The organism is Asticcacaulis endophyticus (assembly GCF_014652575.1).
GTDB classification, from domain to species: Bacteria; Pseudomonadota; Alphaproteobacteria; order Caulobacterales; family Caulobacteraceae; genus Asticcacaulis; species Asticcacaulis endophyticus.
In genome coordinates this window covers 444391-462136 of record NZ_BMZB01000002.1, presented here as the reverse complement: position 1 = coordinate 462136, position 17746 = coordinate 444391, and the positions used below count along the sequence as shown (strand labels likewise).

Below are 17746 nucleotides of genomic sequence, written 5' to 3'. Positions count from 1 at the left end.
CTCAGGATTTGGTCGGACGTCGTCGGACTTCACCGGATCGAACAAGGCCTAACCCACCATATTTAAAGGTTTTTTTCAACTTACCGGACTTGTGCGGAAGGTAAAATGGTGCCTGGAGCCGGAATCGAACCAGCGACACGCGGATTTTCAATCCGCTGCTCTACCAACTGAGCTATCCAGGCACGCTCACGCCAACAAAAGCTTGGCATCGCCGGAGCTTGGTTCCTTCCGGCGGGAGGCAGGTCTATAGGCGAGGATTTAAGTCATGGCAAGCCGCTGCTGCGCCCATTTTACAAAAAATCCGCCTAAATCCCGTCATCCTCTTCAAAAGATGAGGATAAGTTGCCGTTGTCCGCGCCGTCCTGATCACTGTCGTCAACGCTCAGACCGCCCGCGCCATCGATGACATAATCGCCTTGCAGCCAGTGAACCAGATCGACATCGGCGCAGCGCTTAGAGCAAAACGGTGTGTAATCACGCGCGACATTGGGAAGCGCGGCGTCGGGGGCATCATAGGCTTGCTGGCAGCGGGTACAAAATCGGGTCGCCATGGTGTTGTCCTATACAATCTTTCCGGCCATTGGAGCCGCATCATCACGTTCAAGCTTCAGGCGCGCGGTCAGCGGATCGAGCGAGCCTTTGATATAGTCGCGCACGGCGTCAATCACCACCGACGGCGCACGGATCGTCAGCAGTCGCCCACCATCATGACGGCCTGCCTCAGCCGCCTGCCGCAGCAGCAGACGCGCCGCGCGGTCGGGGCGCAGACGCCCGGCCTCATCATAGGCCAGGTCACGCAGAGGAGCCGCCCCCCACGGTCGGATGAATTCCAGTGTACCGAATTTGGTAACCGGCGCTATGATCAGGCGTGCGGCCTCATCGCCAAAGGCCGTCTGCGCCAGCCCCCGGATGATATCCGCATCATGCCTGCGCCCGATCAGATCGACCACCACAAGGCCCGCCAGATTGGATAACCGCAACCGCCGCGCCACCTCGAATATCGCCCGCTCATTGCACTGCCGTGCCCATTGCTTGGGCGAGGCGGCGATAGTATCAGCGGCGCCTGCATCCACATCGCAGGCGATCAGGGCGCGGGTCGGCTCGATGCTCAAATAGCCACCGTTCGACATCGGCCCTGACGGCGACAGGGCCTCGGTTTCGGCGGCATCGAGATAGTCTGCGGCGTCATCACCCTCAACCAGACGGGCGTCCGGTGCGTGCCGCAGCAGCGCCGCTTTAACCGACATCGGCGGCGTTATCCGGCGCGGTTCGCCTTCGGACAGCTTAATGAAATTGGCGCGGGCGCGTTTATCACGACGGGCCTCCGCGATGATCTCGACCTCGACCGCTGCCCCCAATGCCGGAGCCTTAATGTTCTGGGGCAGATCCAGCACGGCCTCAACCCCATCCGCCAGGGTCAGGAAATTCACCCCGCCCGCCCGGCCTGACAAACGGGCCACTGAACGCACACCAACCCGCGCGCAGGACGGATCAATCTCAAGTCCTTCGTCATAATAGTGGGGCTGGCCATTGAGATAGAGCGCACCCCGCGCAATCCCGAACCGGCTATGGTAATAAAGAACCACACTCATGGGACGGTGTACCCAGCACCCTCCAGCAGGCAGCGGGTTTCATAAAGCGGCAAGCCGACCACGGAGGTATAGCTGCCGACCAGTTGGATGACATAGCCACCGGCAATGCCCTGAATACCGTAACCCCCGGCCTTGCCCAGACCTTCACCGCTGGCGACATAGGCTTTGAGTTCGACAGCGCTTAGGCGCTTGAACCCCAGCCGCGTCGCCACCACCCGCGCCGATACCCGTCCACCTGGGGCCACAACCGCAATGCCCGTCAACACCCGATGATTACGACCCGACAGCAGTTTAAGACAATCCGCGACCTCCTGATCGGTCTCGGCCTTGGGCAGGATACGGCGGCCCACGCACACCACCGTATCGGCGGCCAGCACAAAGCCCGGCGTCTCAAGCGTTGCAAACACGGCGTTCGCCTTGGCGCGGCTCAACCGTCCGGCCAGTTCGCGTGGGGTTTCAAGTTTTAACGGAGTTTCATCCAGATCAGCCGCCATAACCCGGTCAGGCACGATGCCGATCTGTTGCAAAAGCGCCAGCCTTCGGGGGCTGGCGCTGGCCAAAATAAGGTTTGCGGTCACGCCCATCACCGGAGCGCGAGCTTACTTAAAGCGGTAGGTGATACGACCCTTGGTCAGGTCATAAGGCGTCATTTCGACCATGATCTTGTCGCCGGCCAATACGCGGATGCGGTTTTTACGCATCTTACCCGCCGTATGGGCGATGATTTCGTGATCGTTCTCAAGCTTCACGCGAAAGGTCGCGTTCGGCAGCAGTTCAATGACGGTACCCGGAAACTCTAAAAGCTCTTCTTTTGCCATTCGGCCTTCTCAAAAAATTGGGGAACAGTGCGAATCTCACACGCATGAGCGCGGGCGCTCCGTTCAGGAGCGCCTCCTTTATACCTATTAGGGTTTGGAGAAAAGTAAAAAGACGCAAGCTTAAGAAAAGCCCCGGTGCAGGGGCGCACACCGGGGCTTTAGGGATACAGTTCTGATGAGGGGCTTATCAGAACTTGCGGACAAGATTCAAAGACACCGTGTCAGAATCGCCGTGCTTTTCACGATACTCAGAGCGGGTGTAGTCACCGCGGACGGCATAGGTGTCATTGACCTTATACTGAGCGCCGACGCCATAGTCGAAGGCATTGCCGTTTTCGACCATGTTAACGCCTTCGGGGCGCTTAAGGCGGGTGTTAGACACACCGGCGCGGCCGATCAGTTCAATGTTTTCCGTCACCGGCAGGTAGCCTACGGCATAGGCCCCCAGACGGTGGGTCTGCTTATAGGTGCCGGTGGCGTTGGAATCGGAATTCGTGCCGACGGCCGCTTCACCTTCAACGCCGAAGTGCGGGGTAATCTTTTTACCGACGCGGGCGTTGATAGAGTTCAGGCTGGAATCGGACTTGGAGGTCTTTGAGTTCTGGACGCCGATCGACCCATAGGTTTCAGCGCTGGCGATACCGGCGGTGGCAACCAGAGCCAGGGCGGCGGCAGAGGCGATGATCTTGTTCATGGGTATGCTCCTATTTTTACTTTCAGGGGTGGGATGTGATCCCGGCGGAACGCACAAACAATTTCGCGTTCCGACCTGAATGAATATAGGCGCTGAGATCAGGGCATGTGTGACCGTGAGAAGGTCATTTAGGGGCATTCAGTGACAAATATGGCGGATTTGCCCAGATCCGGCCACCTTGATGAACGATCGTTAATCTACATTAAATTTTAGTTATTTCAACGGGATAGTCAGAATAAAAATGCGATGCGGAAAACGCTGTCAAAACCGTCAGCCACAGAAAATGCGACCTTTATGCAACAAGTTTAGGCCCGCAAATGCAGGGCATGGACCAGCGTAAACAGGCGGCGCGCCGTTTCATGATCAATGGCGATCTTACCCGCCAGGCGCTCGGTCAGCAGTTCAGCCCCTTCGTTGTGAACCCCGCGGCGGCCCATGTCGATCGACTCGATCTGGGTCGGCGTCGCATTCTTCAAGGCATCATGGTAGCTTTCGCAGATCATGGCATAGTCGCGCGAGATTTGCTTGAATGGCGCCAGCGACAGCATGAACTTGCGCGCATAGTCAGGGCCTGTCACATCGAACACCAACCGGCTGTCTTCATAGGCCAGCCGCAGATCATAAGGCCCCTCGCCGCCACCATCGGGCGTGAAGCTGTTCTTTTCGATCAGATCGAAAATGGCGACCTTACGCTCATGCTCCACTTCGGGGGTGGCCGCAGACAGGCTTGTGTCATCAATCTCGATACGGGCCAAACGCATGGGCTTTAGTCCTCTATATTATGATCAGGCACGGACTGGGCGCGGTGGGGCGCGGCCAGATCCATCAGCAGTATATCAAGACATTCGACCTCAAGGCAGAGCTGATTGCCCTGCGCCCCCGCAAAGGTCAGCAGCAACTCATAGGCCCCGTCCTCACGCGGCGTGGCCTCCATAGTCAGCACGCTCAGGGCCTGAACCCGGCGCTTAAGGTCGATCCCACGCGACCTGACCTTAAGCACACTATGGATTTGCAGCACGCACGGCGCGCGCAGCGGCACGGACGTCACCTGTTCATGGCAAAAGCGGTTCATGCGCAGCATGAAATGACGCGCCTTCGGGTCATAGTTCAGGCCAACCCCACGCAGGGCGGCGTCCTGAATAAGGGCGGCAATCGGCGTGACATCCTCAGCCGATTGCGCCATCAGGCGCAGCGGTTTGGGCTGTGATCGTTTTTTAAAGAGCCCGAACATCCGTCCCGTGCCTATTCCAGTTCTTCGGGCATCGGATCATCGCTTTTGAGGCGCTTGATCTTTGCCCCGCACGCCGACAACTTGCCTTCAAGATTTTCAAAACCACGATCCAGATGATAGACGCGGTTGACCACAGTTTCGCCTCGCGCGGCCAAACCGGCAATGACCAGACAGGCCGAGGCTCTGAGATCAGTGGCCATAACCTGCGCCCCGCGAAGTTCCTCAACCCCGCGCACCCGCGCTTCCGGGCCGTGAACCGTGATGTCGGTCCCCAGACGGCCCAGTTCCGGCACATGCATGAAACGGTTCTCAAAGATCGTCTCGCGGATGACGCTTTCGCCATCGGCCATGGTCATCAGGGCCATGAACTGAGCCTGAAGGTCGGTGGCAAAGCCCGGATAGACGCCGGTCGTCACATCAACCGGCTTAAGGCGGCCCGCGCCACGCTTAATGGTGACCGTATCGGCGGTCGTCGAAATCTCGCAGCCCGCCTCAACCATCTTATCAAGCAGGATCTGGATCAGTTCCGGCCGCACCTTGGTCAGGCGCACTTCGCCGCCGGCCATAGCGCCCGCAACCGCATAGGTGCCAGCTTCGATCCGGTCACAGATGACGCTCCAGTCAGCCCCATGCAGCGACGCGACGCCCTCAACCACGATCGTCGGCGTGCCAGCCCCGGAGACCTTGGCTCCCATCGCGTTCAGGCATAGCGCCAGGTCTTCGATTTCGGGCTCACAGGCGGCGTTTTTGAAAACGGTCGTGCCCTGCGCCAAGGTTGCCGCCATCAGGGCATGCTCAGTAGCGCCGACGCTGACGAACGGAAACTCGATCTCGGCCCCTTTGAGGCCGCGCGGGGCCTGCGCAAAGACATAGCCTTCGTGCATGTCGATATGCGCGCCCAAAGCCTCAAGGGCTTTGAGATGCAGATCAACCGGACGCGCACCAATGGTGCATCCGCCGGGCAAAGACACCTTGGCATGGCCGGTACGCGCCAGCAGCGGCCCCAGCACATTGAACGACGCCCGCATCTGACGCACCAGATCATAGGGCGCAAAGGCCGAAGTGATTTCCGGCGTGTGCAGGATGGTTTCCTGACCGTCTGGCCCATCGGATTCGGTGATCTGCGTCCCCAAACGGGTCAGCAATCGCCCCAGAAGGCGCGTATCGGCCAGACGCGGCATATTGGTGAGGCGCAGCGGCTCAGAGGTCAATAATGACGCCGCCATCAGTTTGATGGCCGAGTTTTTAGCCCCGCTGATGGGGATATCGCCGAACAGGGGTGTGCCGCCTTCGATGGCTATACGATCCATAAATACGCCTTGTAAACTATATGCAGAGGGCCAGAGCTATGACTCACAGCGCGGATTAGCGGTTCTACATCGAATATAGACTATGGCAACACCGTTTTATGCGTCGTCTTTATGCGTCGTCTTGGGATGTGGGGCTATCCGTGGCCGAGGTGGGGCTTGTGGCCGCCTTACGGCGCTTAAGATTATGGCGCAGGGCGTCAGCCAGACGCTTAGCCTTATCGGCCTGAGCCTTGGTGCGCACCTCTTCGGGTGTGGGGGAAGCGGTTTTTTCGGACATTACGCTGCGGATGGGTGAACGAGAGGACGATTTAAGCTTATATAACCGCCGTGGCGAGTTATAAATCAGCCCCCTTTCGGCAACAATTCACAGATTATCTCATTTTTTGCTTTGCGTTGCCGAATAAGTTTCGCTATAGCCGCACCCCTCGGACGATGTTTATTCGTCCTATGCCGCCGTAGCTCAGTGGTAGAGCGCATCCTTGGTAAGGCTGAGGTCGGAAGTTCAATCCTTCTCGGCGGCACCACGAAGGCCCGACCCCTAAAGGGTTCGGGCCTTCTTCATATGCACATCTTGACAAATCAAGACGTTAACCACATCTTTGATGTCTGAAAAGGCCCGTGGCCACGGCTGAAGTCCGCATTGAAACACGAAAACTTCCTCATTTACATCGCAGGAGACGTGTATGTGCACGCAATTCATTCAGGCTGAAATCGAACGCCTCCACTATCTTATTGACGGAACAGAGTCCGTGGTTACGGAGACGAATCCCAACTACCCGCTACACGACATTTGCCAAGACCGAAACTACCGCTTCATCGCACAGCTAAAGTTTTTACGAGGCGAGATAAGCTCTTCAGAATTACGGGCCATTGATCCATTTTAAGCATCGGAGGCGCTCCGTTCTTACAGGAGCGGATATCTAGAAATAGCCATTATGCCAAATGTTGTACCCCTTTCCCCGTTTCGGGGTAACGGGGCGGCCCCTTCCATCTTTTTGCTCAAGCAAAAAGATGGAAGGGGGAGTTATATAAAATCGACCAGATAGGCGACCAGAGGATCATCGGCGGGCGGCATGGGATAGCTGCGCATGTCATTGGGCTTTACCCATTTGATAGCCTGATGCTCAATAGCCGTGGGTTGCCCGTCCCAGCGGCGGATCAGGTACAGCGGCATCAGCAGGTGAAACGTCTCATAGGTGTGGGACGCGAACACAAATGGCGCCAGGCACGCCTGCTTGACGGTAATGCCCAGTTCTTCGTTAAGTTCACGGATCAGGGCCGCTTCGGGGGTTTCCCCGGCTTCAACCTTGCCGCCAGGAAACTCCCACAGCCCCGCCAGTTGTTTACCCTCTGGCCGCTGGGCGATCAGCACTCGACCGTCATCATCCACAAGGGCGGCGGCGACTACCAGGATGGTTTTCATAGAGCGCTCACAACATCGGTTTGGGAAAAATCATTGCCGACGAACAGCAACGGACATTCATAGGCTTTGGCGGTAACATAGGAAAAACAGTCCATAAGATTTAAGGACGCTTTGTGCCGCCCCTTCCCCCACGCCATATAGGCCGCTGTGACCATTTCAGCGACATGCTCATCTGCGGGAACGATCTCGATATCAAGACGGTCTATCAAGGTCTGCAAATCCCCCAAAAAGCCACGATGGCCGGCAACGACAGAAACCTCCGCCAGAATAGCCGCTGAAACCAGTAACCTCTCGGCTGCTTCCAGCACCTCGATGCAGGCGTCCCCCGCAGGCTCTTTCAATACAATTGAAATAAGCGCCGAACTATCGACGACAATCATCCGGGCAAACCATCGTCGCCGTAAAGGAAATCAGCCGCATGCGCCGCATCGGGGCCTGGTGCCACTTTCGCACCCGCGTTTTTCTGAAACTCTTCTAAAAGCTTGCGCCGTTCTTCAGGCCTAAGCCGGGCCTTGACCGGCACAAGACGCACGGCTGCGTGCCCGTGACGGGTCAGGATAACCTCATCCCCCGCCTCGGCACGCCTAACCAGATCCGTGAGTTGAGCCTTGGCATCGGTAACAGAAATAAACATGGTGACCTCCCCTCATAACTTAGACCATTTATTGGTCCAGATCAATCCTAGCTGCGGTAATCACCATTAATGCTGATATAGCCATGCGTCAGGTCGCAGGTGTAGACATGCGCGGCGCCACGGCCAACGCCGACATCGACACTGACTTCAAGCTCTGCGTTTTTCATATAGGCGCTCATGGCGGCTTCGTTATAGGTTAGCGACACAGCACCGTTTTCGGCGGCCACAAGGTCACCGAATTTGATGGAGATACGGTCACGGTCGACTTCTTCTTCGGTCTTACCCACGGCCATGACGATCCGGCCCCAGTTAGCGTCTTCGCCCGCAAAGGCGGTCTTGACCAGCGGGCTTTCGGCGATCGACTTGGCGATCTTACGGGCTGATGCCGGTGATGACGCGCCGGTCACATTGATCTTGACCAGTTTGCGTGCGCCTTCGCCGTCGCGCACCAACTGGATGGCGAGGTTGTGCATGACCTTTTCCAACTTGACGCGGAAGTCGGACAGCCGCCGGTCACCGGCTCGACTGATCTTAGGCGACCGTGACGCCCCCGTCGCAAACAGCAGGGCGGTGTCATTGGTTGAGGTATCGCCGTCAACCGTCACGCAATTGAACGTCGTGCGGGTATAGAGCCCGAGCAGTGATTGCAGCACGCCCGCCGACAGATTGGCGTCGGTCACGATAAAGGCCAGCATAGTCGCCATATCGGGCGCGATCATGCCGGAGCCCTTGGCGATCCCGGCGATACGCACTTCGACGCCGTCGATTTCGGCAAATTCGTAGGCGCCCTTGGGGAAGGTGTCGGTGGTCATGATCGCTTGCGCGGCCTGATGCCAGGCATCGGCTTTGAAACCGGCGTCAATTTCCGGCAGCTTGGCAGCGACCTTGGCGTCGTCCAGCACCTGCCCGATCACGCCGGTTGAGGCCAGCATGATATCGCGCTGACGGCAATCCAGCCTGCGCGATACGGCCGCCGCCGTCCGGCGGGCGGCATCAGCCCCCAGCTTGCCCGTAAAGGCATTGGCGCAACCGGCATTAACCACCAGCGCACGGATTTCGCTGCCTTCGTTGGCGGCGAGTTGCTTCTTGCACCAGTCAACGGGTGCGGAACCGATGGTGTGGCGGGTAAAGACGCCCGCCGCCGTGGTGCCCTCAATAAATTTCATGACCAGCAGGTCGGGCCGGACGTGCTTATAAAATCCGGCGCTGGCAATGGCAATTTCGACACCCGCGACCACCGGCATCACCGGCAGAGGTTGCATCAGCGGCGACACCTCAAGACCGGGCTTGCCTGTGGTTGGTTTCGCGGGCTCAACCGACGCAGGCGTGCCCAGACCGGCCATTTCCGCCCCTGTCTGCACGGCACGTTTCAGCGCATTCGCCAACGGGTCGAGCGCACGCTCCAGACCGCTTGATGGCGAAGACGATGAGGCACCGGAAGTCGGGGTTTTGGTCACAGGCAAACTCCACAAAACAGACAGGCTAAGCCCCTTATCAGAGGCCAAACCGTTCGCCAAATAAAGATTTTACAAACCTATCGCGCTGCGGGCACAGGCGCGGCTGAGGCCGCCTCGGAGGCCGATTCTGATGCCATTTCGGCCGCCTGAGCCGCCGATGCCGGTTCCTCATCGGCCCCGACGCCAAAGTCGGAATCCTTGACCAGCATTTTTACCTCTGCCTTATCGCGCAGCTTGGTCAGCAGGATGCGTACCTGATCATAGGTCAGAAAGCGCAGGATCTGCGGCCGTGCCTCATCCAGCGACAGAGGCTGTTCCTGACGGCGATCTTCGACCTTCAAAATCGCAAAGCCGCCGTCAATCTCAATCGGACCGGCGATCTGACCGGGCTTAGCGTTGGCCAGCACACCCTTATAGGCGGCCGGCATGACATCAGTGGTGAAATAACCCATATCGCCGCCATTAAACCGCGTGGCCTGATCGGTCGATTTCTCCATAGCCAGGGCCTCGAACATCGATCCCGCCTGAAGCTGCTTGATGATCGCCTCCCCCTCTTCGCGGGTACGAGTCATGATCAGGCGGGCGCGAATTTCTTCGGACTGCTTGGCGAGTTTGAGCTGTTCTTCGTACAGGTTTTTGACGGCATTATCATCAATGGCGGCATCGACCGTATTTTCAACCAGCATGTCGCCTAAGATACGCTCACGTGCCGCCGCCAGACGGCGCTGAGCCACAATCGATTTATCAAGGCCATTTTTGACCGCCTCCCGCGCCAGAAGTTTCTGGTCAATGACTTCTTCCAGCATCCGCCGGAACAGGTCAGAAGTGATATCAAGCGGCTCCCCCTCCCCGATCAGACCTTGCGCGACCGCTTCGTTACGCACATCCGAGGCCCATACGGTCTGATCTTCGATTTTCGCCACCGCGGTGTCACCGGGCTCCGGCGCAGGCTCATTAATTGAGGGTTTATCACAGGCCGAAATGACCAGAGCCATCATCAAACCGGTCACCGCCAGAACTATTTTACCCTTACCCATGCCAAACCCCATATATCCGCTCCCCAAATATGCCCTTAGCTGCGGTGTACGTTGACATACACCAGTTGGCCGCTTAAGTCAGTCCCCGCGCTTGAATAAGGCGCGAACCATACTATTTGCAGTGATACCCTCCGCACTGTTCACGCGGACATCATATAATTCAAGCATAGAGTTCTTCGAATGCTGGCATTTGCCCAAAAGCTATTCGGCTCATCCAATGAGCGTAAAGTTAAGTCCATGATGCAGCGCGCGACGCGCATTTCGGCGCTTGAGCCGAAATATAAGGCCATGAGCGACGACGAGCTTTCGGGCCAGACAGTCCTGTTCAAGGAACGAATCGCAAGCGGCGCCTCGCTTGATTCGCTGCTGGAAGAAGCCTTTGCGGTTGTGCGCGAAGCCGCCTGGCGCACCATTGGTCAGCGCCCTTATGATGTGCAGTTGACCGGGGCCATGATCCTGCACGACGGCGGCATTGCCGAAATGCGCACCGGTGAAGGTAAAACCCTTGTCGGCACCCTGCCCGTTTATCTCAACGCTCTGGCGGGTAAGGGCGTCCACGTCATTACCGTCAACGATTATCTGGCCCGTCGCGACTGCGAGTTTATGAGCCGGGTCTATAAGTTCTTAGGTATGACCACGGGCGTGGTCGTGCAGGGCATCAGCCAGCCGGAGCGCAAGGCGGCCTATAATGCCGACATCACCTACGGCACCAATAACGAATTCGGCTTTGATTATCTGCGCGATAATCTGGTCTACAACACCCGTGAAAAGGTTCAGCGCGGCCATAACTTTGCGATCGTCGATGAAGTCGACTCCATCCTGATCGACGAAGCGCGCACGCCGCTGATTATCTCCGGCCCGACCGAAGATCGCTCCGAGCTATATAAGATCCTCGACGGCATCATGCGCGAAATGATCACCGATCCGGAAACCTTTGAACTGGACGAAAAGCAGCGTCAGGTGCTGCTGTCGGAGCTGGGTTCGGAACGCCTCGAAGAAGTGCTTGAGGCCCGTGGCCTGCTGGCTGAGGATTCGGCGGGTCTTTATGATCCGGTCAATATCTCGCTGGTTCACCATGCCAATCAGGCCTTGCGCGCCAACACGCTCTACACGGCCAATAAGGACTATATCGTCAAGGCCAATGACCGCGGCGAACACGAAGTCGTCCTGATCGACGAATTTACCGGCCGTATGATGACTGGCCGCCGTTTGTCCGAAGGCCTGCATCAGGCGATTGAAGCCAAGGAAAAGGTCGAAATCCAGCCGGAAAACCAGACCCTGGCCTCGGTGACCATCCAGAACTATTTCCGCATGTATACCAAGCTCAGCGGCATGACCGGCACGGCGGCGACCGAAGCTGCCGAATTTGGTGACATCTATAAGATGGACGTGCTCGAAGTCCCCACCAACCGCCCGATCAAGCGCATTGATGACGACGATGAAGTCTACCGCACCGAAGCCGAAAAGCTGACCGCCATCGCCGCGCAAGTCGCCTATTGCTATAATCGCGGCCAGCCGATTCTGGTTGGTACGGCGTCGATTGAGAAATCCGAACTGCTGTCGGAGTTCCTTAAGAAATATAGCTTCAAGTCCGAAGTCTCACGCACGGTTAAGCCGGAATATGCGGGCAAAGACGCCAAGGAACTGAATAAGCTTGGCGATGACGCCTATGACATCACCTATAAGACCGGCAAGGGCATCCCCCACAGCGTTCTGAACGCCCGCCACCACGAAAACGAAGCCTACATTATCGCCGACGCGGGTGTGCCCGGCACAGTGACCATCGCCACCAACATGGCCGGTCGCGGTACCGACATTCAGTTGGGCGGTAACGTCGATCTGCGCGTCCAGAAATGGCTGGAAGACGAAGCCGAAGCCGGACGCGACCCCTCAGCCGAGCAAATTCTGGCCAAGCGCGGTGAGATCGAAACCAGCGTCGCGGGCCTTAAGCAAAAGGCGCTGGAGGCCGGTGGCCTGTTCGTGCTCGGGACTGAGCGCCACGAAAGCCGCCGTATCGACAACCAGCTCCGTGGCCGTACCGGCCGTCAGGGAGACCCAGGCCGTTCCAAGTTCTTTTTGTCGTGCGAAGACGATCTGATGCGCATCTTTGCCGGTGACCGCCTCAACGCCATGATGAAGACCCTCGGCGTCGAAGACGGCGAAGCCATCACCCACAAACTGCTCAATTCGGCCATCGCCACCGCCCAAAAGCGCGTTGAGCAGCGCAACTACGAAATCCGTAAAAACCTGCTGAAATATGACGATGTGGTCAACGACCAGCGCAAAGCCGTGTTTGAACAGCGTCAGGAGTTTATGGACTCTGAGGACCTATCCGAACTGATCGCCGAAATGCGCGTCGACACGATTTCTGATCTGGTTGAGCGCCACCTGCCGCCCAAGGCCTATGCTGAGCAATGGGATGTTGAGGGCCTGAAAGAACGCTGCGTCGCCCTGCTGGGGCTTGACCTGCCGATTGAGGACTGGGCGCGCGAAGAAGGCATTGCCAACGAAGAGATCGAGGAGCGCATCCAAAATCTGGCGGCTGAGAAGATGGCCAAGCGGCTTGAGATGCTGGGCAACGATCAGATGAAGGCGCTGGAGAAAAACTTCCTGCTGCAAATGATCGACATGCAGTGGCGCGAGCACCTGATGCATCTTGATCACCTGCGCGCCGTGATCGGCCTGCGCGGCTATGGCCAGCGTGATCCGCTCAATGAATATAAGACCGAAGCCTTCACCCTGTTTGAAACCCTGCTGATCAACCTGCGCCACAACACGACGCGCTGGCTGATGACGCTGGAAATCCGCTTTGAGGAGCCCGCCCCGCAACCGGCAGCGTTCGATCCGATCCAGTTTGAGGAAATTCACCTTGATCCACTGACCGGCCATAACGAAGCGGGTGCTGATCCGTCGAGCCTGACGCCGGAACAGCGTGCGGCCTTGCCGAATTCATCACTTCCGGCGGGCTGGGAAAACACCTCACGCAATGGCAATTGCCCATGCGGGTCGGGCAAGAAGTTCAAGCACTGCCACGGGGCATTAGTGTAGCACTCCGTGAAAAGTCCCTCGGCTTTGCCTCGGTGTACTTTTCACGGGATTACGTATTTGGAGTTCGTGGGGGCATCTTGGCCACACTTAGCCACTGAAATCAGAGCCAGAAATTCAGCCATTGCCACAACTGAACCTATTAACTATCATTAACCCTGAATTGGGGGTTGATGATGATGGGTGTGGGACTGCACAGATTAGCCGCGGTATCAGCGGTAGCGATGTTATTGGCCGATGCCACGCAGGCTCAGGTCGTGGTTGACGACCGCCCCGTCCATGCCCCTGCGGTCATCACCGATCTCGCTCAGGACGCTCTGGCTCAGGTCAATGACACGGCGGTGGCCCGCGCCGAAGACCGTAAAACCGGCCTGTATCGCCAACTGATGGAGCTAAACGGGACGTCGCGCAATATCCGCACCATCATGCTCAATACCAAGGCGGCGGTGCGCGTCGTCATCATCGACCGCAATCAGTCAAAGAACCTGACCCCGGCCCAGGAACAACGACTGGATCAGATATCCAACACCATTCTGCGTCAGACCGAGGCTGAACTGATTGACGCCGTGGCGACCGCTCAGGCCAAGGCATTCTCCGAAGAGGAAATCGGCCTGCTGATCAAGGCCAACGGCTCAGATGCGGGCATGCGCTATAATGCGGGCAAGTTCATGGCCCCCGAAGCCAGTGCCCAGCAAATTCAGACCTATATGGTCGATGCGGTCGTCAAGATCATCAAGACCTTCAATGAGCAGGTCCAGAGTTAAATCGTCTGGCTAAACTAAAGATTTGGGGACGCCCAAAACGGGCAAGTGTGGGGGTTGTTTTGTATCGATTTAGTATTCAGGTTATTGTTTCTGCTATGGTTTTGGGTGCGGCATCGATGGCCGTCGCGGGGCCCGTTGATGCGCCCAACGCCTTGCCCCGGCTGATTCTCGACCCTATCCGCCAGCAGGCCATGGCGCAAACCCAGCCTCAGATCGACGCGCAGACCCTAAAGGCTATTATCGATAAGGCGACTCGTGACGCCGAGCTCAAAGCCCAGCCGTTGGTGCCGCTTACGGGCAGCGCAAGCGACGAGGGCCAGCAGGCCGCTACCCCCGCCGAAGACCCGGCCTTTCTGGAGCGCGTCGATTTGATGCGTAAACTGTTCGAGGTCGATGGCACCGATGAAATCACGCGTCATTTCATTAATAACGTCCACATGCGCCTCATCATTCTTGAGGTGAATAACTACATAGATATCAATTCATTATCTGAGAATGATAAGTACCGCATCGCCACGATTGCCGCCCTTGCTGCCACAGAACTAGGGGATAAGGTGCTTAATCTGGGGGCGCGTCAGCACGCGCTGTACCTCAAGCGCGAGGAAATCCAGCAACTCACCGCAGACCTCAGCAATGAAGCGCAAAAAAAGCTGACCAAGGTTCGCATGACTGATGACGGCGGCATCGACAAGCGCGCCGAAATTGATATGCAGATTGCCGTATTAAAAATCATTCAGGCCTATGAGGCGCCCCCCGCGGTTCCCTGATCCGAGACGCAAGCCGCAACAAAAAAGCCAGCGATTACAGTAACCCGCTACAGCCATTCGCCTGTAGCGGGTTAAATTCTTAACAGCGGTTAAATTTTAGTAGTCGAAATCCAAATTTGCGCTACACTCCTTTACGTTAACGTCCACTAAAAACCAAGGACGGACAGCCTTAAGGGAGGCAAAACCGATGAAGTGCGTGCGTAAGGTCTTGGCGGCCGTTGCGGTCGTTTCTCTACTATCGGCAGGGGCGGTTCAGGCTCAGAATGCCATTCAGTGCAAGCGTAGTTGCGACAATACCTACAATACATGTCAGAAAACCGATAAGAATTCGGATAAGTGCCTGAAATCCTGGCTGCAGTGCAAGAAAACCTGCCCGAAGTAGTGAAGCCCCGCCCCTGATACTTAATAGCGTGGCAACACGCCGCAGGGGCGGAAATCCATAAAAGACTTTGGGCGCACGATTGAGGGCTGCTATAGTGGGCAGCATATTGCCCCTTGACTTAAATCTGTAGCCTTCATGCCCGATCAAGCCGCACCTTCTGAAATATCGTCACCTGCGATTACGCCGCGTGAGCGAATGGTATTTGGTCAGGGTTTTCTGAAAGACTGCTGGTACTTCGCGGCCCTGTCGTCGGAACTGGTTTCCGGCAAACTGCAACGCTATGTGCTGCTGGACGAACCTGTCCTTCTGGGGCGTGACCTGAATGATGGCGTTTACGCCATGCGTGACATCTGCCCGCACCGCGCCGCCCCTTTGTCCGCCGGTCAGATGATAAAGGATGAGCACGGCGCCTGCATTGTGCAATGCCCCTATCACGGCTGGACGTTCAATACCGCGGGCACCTGCACCAAGATACCGTCCCTGACCTCAGATCAGGCAATGGACGCGTCAAAAATCCGCGTACGCAACTATGCGGTTACGGAACAACAGGGGCTGGTCTGGGTCTATGTGACCTCTGACCCGCGCCGCACCCCCGAGCCAGATCACGCGCCCCCCACCCTGCCCGGGGTCGTCGGCGGTAAGCCCCTAATTGTCGAGCGTATGGATTTCGACAGCCATATCGACCATGCGGTTGTGGGCCTGATGGACCCCGCCCACGGCCCCTATGTGCACCAGCAATGGTGGTGGCGGTCGTCCAAGAAACAGCTTGAAAAATCAAAGGCGTTTGCACCGACCGAATATGGTTTTGCGATGGTGCGTCATGCCCCGTCAAAGAACTCCCGCGCCTATCGGATTTTAGGTGGCGCGCCGGCGACAGAGATCACCTTTCGTCTCCCCGGTGTACGTTATGAGCATATTGTGATCGGAGAGCGCCAGATTCTGGGGCTGACGTGTCTGACGCCTATAGACGCCGGGACCACGCGCATCACCCAGATTTTCTGGTCGGATCACAGCATTTTCCGCGCCATCACGCCGTTTTTCCGGCTGGGCGCAAAGGCCTTCCTCAAGCAGGACGGCGATATGGTCAATTTGCAGAATGAGGGCCTGAAATACGACCCCAGCCTGCTGTGGATCGACGATGCTGACACTCAGGCCAAATGGTATCAGCAATTAAAGCGGGAATGGGTGCAATCGCGGGCGGATAAGCGGGCGTTTGTGAACCCCGTCAAGCCCTCCACGCTCAAGTGGACGAGTTGATAGCCCTTCTTTAACACCGCCGCGTAAAATCTGAATTTTGGATGCGATACTAGGCGTTCGGATTTTGCGGAGTGATAGTGTACTTAATGTACACGGGCACCGCAAAAATCCGAACAACGACGTTGCGCGCCAAAAGGCAGGTTTTTACAGGTCTTCTTTGAGAATGGCCATTTCGAAGATAAAGCTGCCCTCTTCGTCTTCGTCGACATAGACCACGCCGATGAACTCTTCACCGATATAGACTTCCGACGAATCCTTTTGCTTGCGGGCTTTGACTTCAAGGCCCTTGGTGCCGAAGGTTTTGGTGAGGTAGTCCTGGACCTTGGTGATATCCGAAGCGTTCATCGTTTTAAGTCTCTACGTGATTGGTGAGGCATCAAAGCATGAATCCCGGCAAGCGGGGATAAACTTTGCGTTAGACGTCTATAGCGACGACCACTTCAGCGCAAACCGAAAGCTGCGCCGCCCGCAGATTTCTGGGATTAAATCACGTAGTCGTAAACCACATCCGACAGGGTCTGATCCATGCTGCGGGCCGGATCGGAGCAGGTCTTGCAGTTGATCAGCTTAGCCGGCACGCCCGCCGCCGTGCAGTGTTCCGGCACCGGCTTAAGCACCACTGAGCCCGCGGCAATCTTGGCATGGTCGCCAATCTTGATATTGCCCAGCACCTTGGCCCCGGCCCCCAGAAGGACACCATTGCCAATCTTGGGGTGACGGTCGCCGGTGTGAGCACCGGTGCCACCCAGGGTCACGCCGTGCAACATGGAGACATCATCCCCGACCACCGCCGTTTCACCGATCACAATGCCGGTGCCGTGGTCCATGAAGATGCCCTTACCCATGGTGGCCGCCGGGTGAATATCGATCTGGAACAGTTCCGACACACGGCTTTGGAAGTGGTGGGCCATGGTAAAGCGCCCGTCCCGCCACAGCCGGTTGGCGATGCGGTAAATCTGGATCGAGATGAAGCCCTTGAAGAACATAAATGCCTGCAAATAGCCCTTGGCGGCGGGGTCGCGCTCATAGACGGCCTGCAGGTCGCGTTCGGCCGCCTCGATCAAGGCAGTGTCCTTGGCGTAGTAATCGTCGATGATCTCCCGCAGGGTCATTTCGCCAAAGCCCGCGTCATTGAGTTTGCGCGCGATATGGAACGACAGGGCGCAGTTTAAGCCATCATGGGACAATATGGTCGAATGCAGCATGGACGCCAAAGCGGGCTCAGCCTTGGCCGCCTCCAGAGCTTCGTTCCGCAGCGTATGCCAAATCGGCGTATCGTGACGCGAAATGACATCAAACTTATTGGCCATATCTTTGCCTCCGGTGGGACAGGGA

General features: G+C 57.2%; 20 protein-coding genes and 2 tRNA genes. 5 read left to right on the top strand and 17 right to left on the bottom strand.

All coding sequences use genetic code 11. The features are described 5' to 3' along the window. Positions 1-106 precede the first annotated feature (106 nt). The 10 genes from IE102_RS10575 to IE102_RS10530 all read right to left on the bottom strand — a co-directional run bounded on the left by IE102_RS10575 (position 107) and on the right by IE102_RS10530 (position 5922). A tRNA-Phe gene (locus IE102_RS10575) sits at positions 107-182 on the bottom strand. A 123-nt stretch (positions 183-305) separates the two neighbouring features. Next, positions 306-551: a DNA gyrase inhibitor YacG gene (locus IE102_RS10570; protein WP_189486450.1), complete on the bottom strand. Its 246-nt coding sequence runs from the start codon at positions 549-551 to the stop codon at positions 306-308. 9 nt (positions 552-560) lie between these two features. Continuing rightward, on the bottom strand, positions 561-1592 hold the full coding sequence (locus tag IE102_RS10565) for a ribonuclease E/G (protein WP_189486449.1): 1032 nt from the start codon (positions 1590-1592) through the stop codon (positions 561-563). Continuing rightward, on the bottom strand, positions 1589-2176 hold the full coding sequence (locus IE102_RS10560) for a Maf family nucleotide pyrophosphatase (protein ID WP_189486448.1): 588 nt from the start codon (positions 2174-2176) through the stop codon (positions 1589-1591). The genes IE102_RS10565 and IE102_RS10560 overlap by 4 nt, the downstream gene beginning before the upstream one ends. Positions 2177-2191: 15 nt before the next feature. After that, positions 2192-2410, bottom strand: coding sequence for a translation initiation factor IF-1 (infA, locus tag IE102_RS10555; RefSeq protein ID WP_189486447.1), 219 nt, complete (start codon positions 2408-2410; stop codon positions 2192-2194). 187 nt (positions 2411-2597) lie between these two features. After that, positions 2598-3104 (bottom strand): porin family protein, encoded by a 507-nt coding sequence (locus IE102_RS10550; RefSeq protein ID WP_189486446.1) that lies wholly within the window; start codon positions 3102-3104, stop codon positions 2598-2600. Positions 3105-3409: 305 nt separating this feature from the next. Continuing rightward, positions 3410-3865, bottom strand: a complete 456-nt coding sequence (locus IE102_RS10545) for a UPF0262 family protein (protein ID WP_189486445.1) — start codon at positions 3863-3865, stop codon at positions 3410-3412. 5 nt (positions 3866-3870) lie between these two features. Continuing rightward, complete coding sequence (locus IE102_RS10540) at positions 3871-4335, bottom strand: DUF2948 family protein (RefSeq protein ID WP_189486444.1); 465 nt, start codon at positions 4333-4335, stop codon at positions 3871-3873. Between the two features lie 11 nt (positions 4336-4346). Next, positions 4347-5645 carry a UDP-N-acetylglucosamine 1-carboxyvinyltransferase gene (gene murA / locus IE102_RS10535; RefSeq protein ID WP_189486443.1) on the bottom strand — a complete coding sequence of 433 codons (1299 nt, stop codon included), beginning with the start codon at positions 5643-5645 and terminating at the stop codon, positions 4347-4349. Positions 5646-5754: 109 nt separating this feature from the next. Continuing rightward, positions 5755-5922, bottom strand: a complete 168-nt coding sequence (locus IE102_RS10530; protein WP_189486442.1) for a hypothetical protein — start codon at positions 5920-5922, stop codon at positions 5755-5757. 172 nt (positions 5923-6094) lie between these two features. On the opposite strand from IE102_RS10530, the gene IE102_RS10525 reads away from it, so the two are divergent. Further along, positions 6095-6169, top strand: a tRNA-Thr gene (locus tag IE102_RS10525). Positions 6170-6669: 500 nt separating this feature from the next. On the opposite strand, the gene mutT is transcribed toward IE102_RS10525, so the two are convergent. The 5 genes from mutT to IE102_RS10500 form a co-directional block, all read right to left on the bottom strand. Continuing rightward, complete coding sequence (gene mutT, locus IE102_RS10520) at positions 6670-7068, bottom strand: 8-oxo-dGTP diphosphatase MutT (RefSeq protein ID WP_189486441.1); 399 nt, start codon at positions 7066-7068, stop codon at positions 6670-6672. Then, the gene (locus tag IE102_RS10515) at positions 7065-7448 is read right to left on the bottom strand and encodes a type II toxin-antitoxin system VapC family toxin (RefSeq protein ID WP_189486440.1); all 384 of its coding nucleotides are present in this window, start codon (positions 7446-7448) and stop codon (positions 7065-7067) included. The genes mutT and IE102_RS10515 overlap by 4 nt, the downstream gene beginning before the upstream one ends. After that, positions 7445-7702 (bottom strand): type II toxin-antitoxin system Phd/YefM family antitoxin, encoded by a 258-nt coding sequence (locus IE102_RS10510; protein ID WP_189486439.1) that lies wholly within the window; start codon positions 7700-7702, stop codon positions 7445-7447. The genes IE102_RS10515 and IE102_RS10510 overlap by 4 nt, the downstream gene beginning before the upstream one ends. 47 nt (positions 7703-7749) lie before the next feature. Continuing rightward, on the bottom strand, positions 7750-9159 hold the full coding sequence (gene argJ / locus IE102_RS10505) for a bifunctional glutamate N-acetyltransferase/amino-acid acetyltransferase ArgJ (protein ID WP_229807697.1): 1410 nt from the start codon (positions 9157-9159) through the stop codon (positions 7750-7752). 77 nt (positions 9160-9236) lie between these two features. Next, positions 9237-10196: a peptidylprolyl isomerase gene (locus IE102_RS10500; protein WP_189486438.1), complete on the bottom strand. Its 960-nt coding sequence runs from the start codon at positions 10194-10196 to the stop codon at positions 9237-9239. Between the two features lie 180 nt (positions 10197-10376). Here IE102_RS10500 and secA point away from each other — a divergent pair, with 180 nt between their 5' ends. The 4 genes from secA to IE102_RS10480 all read left to right on the top strand — a co-directional run bounded on the left by secA (position 10377) and on the right by IE102_RS10480 (position 16411). Continuing rightward, complete coding sequence (gene secA, locus IE102_RS10495) at positions 10377-13244, top strand: preprotein translocase subunit SecA (RefSeq protein WP_189486437.1); 2868 nt, start codon at positions 10377-10379, stop codon at positions 13242-13244. A gap of 221 nt (positions 13245-13465) precedes the next feature. After that, a complete protein-coding gene (locus IE102_RS10490) occupies positions 13466-14005 on the top strand; it encodes a DUF2059 domain-containing protein (protein ID WP_189486436.1) in 540 nt (179 codons plus the stop codon). Between the two features lie 116 nt (positions 14006-14121). Next, entirely contained in the window at positions 14122-14772 is a 651-nt protein-coding gene (locus IE102_RS10485) for a hypothetical protein (protein WP_189486435.1), read from the top strand. Between the two features lie 517 nt (positions 14773-15289). Next, positions 15290-16411: a Rieske 2Fe-2S domain-containing protein gene (locus IE102_RS10480; protein WP_189486434.1), complete on the top strand. Its 1122-nt coding sequence runs from the start codon at positions 15290-15292 to the stop codon at positions 16409-16411. A 144-nt stretch (positions 16412-16555) separates the two neighbouring features. Here IE102_RS10480 and IE102_RS10475 read toward each other — a convergent pair whose 3' ends face one another. After that, positions 16556-16756 carry a DUF3126 family protein gene (locus IE102_RS10475; protein ID WP_189486433.1) on the bottom strand — a complete coding sequence of 67 codons (201 nt, stop codon included), beginning with the start codon at positions 16754-16756 and terminating at the stop codon, positions 16556-16558. Positions 16757-16893: 137 nt separating this feature from the next. Beyond that, a complete protein-coding gene (gene cysE / locus IE102_RS10470; protein ID WP_189486432.1) occupies positions 16894-17721 on the bottom strand; it encodes a serine O-acetyltransferase in 828 nt (275 codons plus the stop codon). Between the last annotated feature and the right edge of the window lie 25 nt (positions 17722-17746).

Coding starts and splice junctions, on each gene's coding strand:
- IE102_RS10570 (WP_189486450.1), bottom strand. CDS start 551: ATGGCGACCCGATTTTGTACCCGCTGCCAGCAAGCCTATGATGCCCCC.
- IE102_RS10565 (WP_189486449.1), bottom strand. CDS start 1,592: ATGAGTGTGGTTCTTTATTACCATAGCCGGTTCGGGATTGCGCGGGGT.
- IE102_RS10560 (WP_189486448.1), bottom strand. CDS start 2,176: ATGGGCGTGACCGCAAACCTTATTTTGGCCAGCGCCAGCCCCCGAAGG.
- infA (WP_189486447.1), bottom strand. CDS start 2,410: ATGGCAAAAGAAGAGCTTTTAGAGTTTCCGGGTACCGTCATTGAACTG.
- IE102_RS10550 (WP_189486446.1), bottom strand. CDS start 3,104: ATGAACAAGATCATCGCCTCTGCCGCCGCCCTGGCTCTGGTTGCCACC.
- IE102_RS10545 (WP_189486445.1), bottom strand. CDS start 3,865: ATGCGTTTGGCCCGTATCGAGATTGATGACACAAGCCTGTCTGCGGCC.
- IE102_RS10540 (WP_189486444.1), bottom strand. CDS start 4,335: ATGTTCGGGCTCTTTAAAAAACGATCACAGCCCAAACCGCTGCGCCTG.
- murA (WP_189486443.1), bottom strand. CDS start 5,645: ATGGATCGTATAGCCATCGAAGGCGGCACACCCCTGTTCGGCGATATC.
- IE102_RS10530 (WP_189486442.1), bottom strand. CDS start 5,922: ATGTCCGAAAAAACCGCTTCCCCCACACCCGAAGAGGTGCGCACCAAG.
- mutT (WP_189486441.1), bottom strand. CDS start 7,068: ATGAAAACCATCCTGGTAGTCGCCGCCGCCCTTGTGGATGATGACGGT.
- IE102_RS10515 (WP_189486440.1), bottom strand. CDS start 7,448: ATGATTGTCGTCGATAGTTCGGCGCTTATTTCAATTGTATTGAAAGAG.
- IE102_RS10510 (WP_189486439.1), bottom strand. CDS start 7,702: ATGTTTATTTCTGTTACCGATGCCAAGGCTCAACTCACGGATCTGGTT.
- IE102_RS10500 (WP_189486438.1), bottom strand. CDS start 10,196: ATGGGTAAGGGTAAAATAGTTCTGGCGGTGACCGGTTTGATGATGGCT.
- secA (WP_189486437.1), top strand. CDS start 10,377: ATGCTGGCATTTGCCCAAAAGCTATTCGGCTCATCCAATGAGCGTAAA.
- IE102_RS10490 (WP_189486436.1), top strand. CDS start 13,466: ATGTTATTGGCCGATGCCACGCAGGCTCAGGTCGTGGTTGACGACCGC.
- IE102_RS10485 (WP_189486435.1), top strand. CDS start 14,122: ATGGCCGTCGCGGGGCCCGTTGATGCGCCCAACGCCTTGCCCCGGCTG.
- IE102_RS10480 (WP_189486434.1), top strand. CDS start 15,290: ATGCCCGATCAAGCCGCACCTTCTGAAATATCGTCACCTGCGATTACG.
- IE102_RS10475 (WP_189486433.1), bottom strand. CDS start 16,756: ATGAACGCTTCGGATATCACCAAGGTCCAGGACTACCTCACCAAAACC.
- cysE (WP_189486432.1), bottom strand. CDS start 17,721: ATGGCCAATAAGTTTGATGTCATTTCGCGTCACGATACGCCGATTTGG.